3 protein-coding genes and 1 pseudogene are annotated in these 4,224 nt (G+C 57.2%); all 4 read left to right on the top strand.

Annotation, left to right across the window (positions count from 1 at the left end; genetic code table 11):
- Positions 1–305, top strand: a pseudogene (locus M0974_RS27185) (23S rRNA (uracil(1939)-C(5))-methyltransferase RlmD); the annotation flags it as partial.
- A gap of 161 nt (positions 306–466) precedes the next feature.
- Positions 467–2,710 carry a GTP diphosphokinase gene (gene relA / locus M0974_RS27180; protein WP_297844455.1) on the top strand — a complete coding sequence of 748 codons (2,244 nt, stop codon included), beginning with the start codon at positions 467–469 and terminating at the stop codon, positions 2,708–2,710.
- Between the two features lie 98 nt (positions 2,711–2,808).
- Positions 2,809–3,633, top strand: a complete 825-nt coding sequence (mazG, locus tag M0974_RS27175) for a nucleoside triphosphate pyrophosphohydrolase (RefSeq protein ID WP_297844454.1) — start codon at positions 2,809–2,811, stop codon at positions 3,631–3,633.
- Entirely contained in the window at positions 3,630–4,169 is a 540-nt protein-coding gene (locus tag M0974_RS27170) for a DUF2058 domain-containing protein (protein WP_297844451.1), read from the top strand. Before mazG ends, M0974_RS27170 begins: the two co-directional genes overlap by 4 nt.
- Positions 4,170–4,224: the final 55 nt, after the last annotated feature.

The raw sequence follows: 4,224 nt of genomic DNA, 5'->3' as shown, positions 1-4,224 counted from the left end.
TGCATAACGTGCAGTTCGTTCAAGCGGATTTGTCCCAGCCTTTGGCAGATGCAGGCTGGGCCGCAGAGCGTTTTTCTGCAGTACTCTTGGACCCGCCGCGTGACGGCGCTTTCGAGGTTGTACGCAAAGTCGCTGCATTAGGTGCCCAACGGTTGCTTTATGTGTCATGCAACCCTGCAACTTTAGCGCGTGACACTGTCGAACTGATCAAGCAGGGCTACCGATTAAAACGTGCCGGTATCCTCGATATGTTTCCGCAGACGGCGCATGTCGAGGCGATGGCTTTATTTGAAGCGAGTAGGTAAGCAGTACGGCTTAAGGACACGAGTCGGCCGTTTACAGGGAATCTCGTTTAATCCGACTGGCCCGCGAACGCACAGCCCTTGCTTGCCCAGCAAGGAGCGTTTGCTCAAGAAGGCCAGCGACTGAAGGCGCTTTTTATCGCGCCGTAGGGAAGGTAAGCAACATGGTACAGGTGAGAGCGCACCAGCCGATCAACACTGATGGCAGTATCAATCTCGATGCATGGCTCGATCATATAGTCAGCGTCGACCTCGCGTTGGACCGCCAAGCTTTGAAAGAAGCCTGCGAGTTTGCCCGCCACGCCGAGCAACAGGACAACGCCTCAAAGAATTTGTGGGCAGAAGGTACCTCGAGTTTTCAGGCTGGCCTGGAAATCGCCGAGATTCTTGCTGACCTCAAGCTCGACCAAGACTCGCTGGTCGCTGCGGTTATCTACCGCGGCGTGCGCGAGGGCAAAATTCAACTCCCGGACGTCGCGCTGCGTTTTGGCCCCACGGTCTCGAAACTGATCGATGGCGTGCTGCGCATGGCCGCGATCAGTGCCAGTCTAAGCCCGCGTCAATCGTTGGTGCTGGGCAGTCAGGCGCAAGTGGAAAACCTGCGCAAGATGCTGGTGGCCATGGTCGATGACGTCCGCGTCGCGCTGATCAAGCTGGCCGAGCGCACGTGCGCTATCCGGGCGGTGAAGAATGCTGCCGATGAAAAGCGCAACCGGGTCGCCCGGGAAGTGTTCGATATCTATGCGCCATTGGCGCACCGGCTGGGCATTGGTCACATCAAATGGGAGCTGGAGGATTTGTCTTTCCGCTACCTTGAGCCTGACCAATACAAACAGATCGCGAAGCTGCTCCATGAGCGTCGCCTGGACCGTGAGCGGTTTATCAGCGAGGTCATGGGCCAGCTGGAACACGAGTTGCTGCAGACCGGAGTCAAATCCAACATCAGCGGCCGTGCTAAACACATCTATTCGATCTGGCGCAAAATGCAGCGCAAAGGTCTGGAATTCAGCCAGATCTATGACGTTCGTGCGCTGCGCGTGCTGGTGCCCGAAGTTCGCGATTGCTATACCGCGTTGGGGATCGTGCACACGCTGTGGCGGCACATTCCCAAAGAGTTCGACGACTACATCGCCAACCCTAAAGAAAACGGTTATCGCTCGTTACACACGGCGGTCATCGGTCCTGAAGGCAAGGTGCTGGAAGTCCAAATTCGTACCCATGCCATGCACGAAGAGGCGGAGTTGGGCGTGTGTGCGCACTGGCGCTATAAAGGCACCGACGTCAAATCTGGCTCCAATCATTACGAAGAGAAAATTTCCTGGCTGCGTCAGGTTCTCGAATGGCATGAAGAGCTGGGTGATATCGGTGGCCTGGCGGATCAGCTGCGAGTCGATATCGAGCCTGATCGGGTCTATGTGTTCACCCCCGACGGCCACGCGATTGACTTGCCCAAAGGCTCTACGCCATTGGATTTCGCCTACCGGGTACACACCGAGATCGGCCACAACTGCCGTGGTGCGAAGATCAACGGGCGCATCGTGCCGCTCAACTACAGCCTGCAGACCGGTGAGCAGGTCGAGATCATCACCAGCAAGCACGGCACGCCGAGCCGCGACTGGCTGAACTCGAACCTGGGTTACATCACCACGTCGCGGGCGCGGGCGAAGATCGTCCACTGGTTCAAATTGCAGGCCCGCGACCAGAACGTTGCTGCCGGTAAAACCCTGCTGGAGCGCGAACTCGCTCGGCTGGCGTTGCCCCAGGTGGATTTTGACAAGCTGGCGGAAAAGGCCAATCTCAAACTCGCCGACGACATGTTTGCGGCTTTGGGTGCGGGCGACTTGCGTTTGGCGCAGTTGGTCAATCTGGCTCAGCAACTGGTCGAGCCTGAACGTGGCAACGAACAGCTGGAGTTGATTCCACGCAAGGCCACGGGCTACAAGCCTGGCAAGCGCGGCGACATTCAGATTCAGGGTGTCGGCAACTTGATGACGCAAATGGCTGGCTGCTGCCAGCCGTTACCGGGCGATGCGATTGTTGGCTACATTACCCAAGGTCGTGGGGTCAGCATTCACCGTCAGGACTGCTCGTCAGTGCTGCAGCTGGGCGGTCGCGAGCCAGAGCGGATCATTCAGGTCAGTTGGGGCCCGGTGCCGGTGCTTACCTACCCGGTAGACATCGTCATCCGTGCGTACGACCGGTCCGGTTTGCTGCGTGACGTCTCCCAGGTTCTGCTCAACGAGCGGATCAACGTTCTGGCGGTCAACACCCGCTCGAACAAGGAAGACAACACTGCGCTGATGTCGTTGACCATCGAGATTCCGGGGCTGGATGCGCTGGGGCGGTTGTTGGGGCGAATATCCCAACTGCCGAACATCATCGAAACCCGGCGTAACAGAACACCTTGAAGGCAGTTTCAAGCTGCAAGCCTCAAGCTTCAAGCAAAAGCCGCTTTAACTTGCCGCTTTGAAGCTTGAAGCTTGCCGCTGTGACCGAAGGGAACCCCATGCATAACCTCCAAGACTTGCTCCACCTCATGGCCCGGCTGCGCGATCCGCAGTTTGGCTGTCCGTGGGATATCAAACAGACTTACGCCAGTATCGTCCCGCATACCCTTGAAGAAGCCTATGAAGTAGCTGATGCCATCGAGCGCGGTGACTTTGATCATTTACAGGGAGAGTTGGGCGATTTGTTGTTTCAGGTGGTGTATTACAGCCAACTGGCCCAGGAAGAAGGGCGTTTCGAATTCGACGGTGTGGTTGATAGCATCACCCGCAAACTGATTCGCCGCCACCCGCACGTGTTCCCGACTGGCGATCTCTACGCGCCGCTGGAAGCGCCGCGCTTGGACGAAGAGCAAGTCAAACAACGCTGGGAAGAAATCAAAGCTGAAGAGCGTGCTGAGAAATCCAAGGCACCCGAACAACTGTCGCTGCTCGATGACGTGCCAACCGCTTTGCCCGCGTTGTCTCGGTCGACCAAGTTGCAAAAGCGCGCCGCTCGGGTCGGATTCGACTGGCCGGATGCGTTGCCAGTGTTCGACAAGGTGCGTGAAGAACTCGATGAAGTGCTCGAGTCCATGGCGGATGACGATGCCGATGGGGTGACTGAGGAGGTCGGTGACCTGCTGTTTTCAGTGGTCAATCTGGCCCGTCATCTCAAGGTCGATCCAGAGACCGCCCTGCGTGCCGCGAACACAAAATTTGAAAGGCGCTTTCGATTTATCGAACAGGTATTGCGCGCAACCCGCCGTCCCATAGAAGATTGCACCCTCGAAGAACTGGACGCTCTGTGGGGCGAAGCCAAACGTCAGGAAAAGAACGCATCATGAGCATCTCCCTTCGCGACCAGTTGCTCAAAGCAGGCTTGGTCAATCAGAAGCAGGCCAAGCAGGTCGGCAAAGACAAGCAGAAAGAACAGCGTCTGGTGCACAAAGGCCAGATAACCGCTGATGACTCGCAGAAGCGTGCTGCCCAGGAAGCCATGGCGGAAAAGGCCAAACGCGACCAGGAGCTCAATCGTCAGCAACAAGAGAAGGTCGAGCAGAAGGCGCGTACCGCTCAGGTCAAGCAGTTGATCGAAGTGTCGCGGCTGCCGAAGCTGACCACCGAGGACTACTACAACTTTGTTGACGACAAGAAGGTCAAGCGCATCTCGGTCAATGCCTTGATGCGTAACAAACTCAGCGCGGGTTCGTTGGCCATCGTTCACCACGCTGGCGGCTACGAGATCATCCCGCGTGAGGCTGCGCTGAAGATCCAGGAGCGTGATCCAAGGCGGATCGTGTTGCTCAACGTCCCGACCGAAGCGCCGGATGCTGATGACCCGTACGCGGCGTATCAAGTGCCTGATGACTTGATGTGGTAACTGGTCGTAGAAATTAGAAGTACTGCACATAAACGAAACCCGCCGAGGCGGGTTT

This window comes from Pseudomonas sp. (genome assembly GCF_026224925.1).
Taxonomy (GTDB): domain Bacteria; phylum Pseudomonadota; class Gammaproteobacteria; order Pseudomonadales; family Pseudomonadaceae; genus Aquipseudomonas.
The sequence above is the reverse complement of the archived record's forward strand: the minus strand, read 5'-3'. Positions and strand labels throughout refer to the sequence as shown.